Source organism: Mycobacterium sp. Soil_C_30 (assembly GCF_057656995.1).
The window spans coordinates 1-794 of the sequence record NZ_JBDGJH010000053.1; the positions used below are offsets into that span (position 1 = coordinate 1).

Consider the following 794-nt stretch of genomic DNA (forward strand, 5'->3'; position numbering starts at 1 on the left):
CACGCCCCGTGGTCACTGGCCTGGATCACGGCCGTCGGCGAGCGCACCAAGCGCCTGCAGCTCGGGACCTCGGTGCTCACACCGACGTTCCGCTACAACCCGGCCGTCATCGCCCAGGCGTTCGCCACCATGGGCTGCCTTTACCCCGGCCGCATCTTCCTCGGCGTCGGCACCGGCGAGGCGCTCAACGAGATCGCCACCGGCTACGAGGGGGAGTGGCCGGAGTTCAAGGAGCGTTACGCCCGGCTGCGCGAATCGGTTCGGCTGATGCGGGAGCTGTGGAACGGTGACCGCGTGGACTTCGACGGGGAGTACTACAAGACCAAGGGCGCCTCGATCTACGACGTGCCCGAGGGCGGGATCCCGATCTACATCGCCGCGGGCGGGCCGCAGGTGGCCAAGTACGCCGGACGCGCGGGTGACGGTTTCATCTGCACCTCGGGCAAGGGCGAGGAGCTCTACAAAGACAAGCTGATCCCGGCGATGCGCGAAGGTGCCGAGGCGGCGGGCAAGAACCCCGACGACGTCGACAGGATGATCGAGATCAAGATCTCCTACGACACCGATCCTGAACTGGCGCTGGAGAACACCCGCTTCTGGGCGCCGCTGTCGCTGACCGCGGAGCAGAAGCACTCCATCGATGACCCGATCGAGATGGAGAAGGCCGCCGACGCGCTGCCCATCGAGCAGGTGGCCAAGCGCTGGATCGTGGCCTCAGATCCCGACGAGGCCGTCGCCAAGGTCAAGGATTACGTGGACTGGGGCCTCAACCACCTGGTGTTCCACGCCCCGGG

Annotated in this window: 1 protein-coding gene; it reads left to right on the plus strand. The window is 67.0% G+C overall.

Annotation, left to right across the window (positions count from 1 at the left end; genetic code table 11):
- Positions 1-794, plus strand: a 794-nt coding sequence (gene fgd / locus AC3A6P_RS36070) for a glucose-6-phosphate dehydrogenase (coenzyme-F420) (RefSeq protein WP_487697452.1), incomplete at both ends; no start/stop codon positions are given.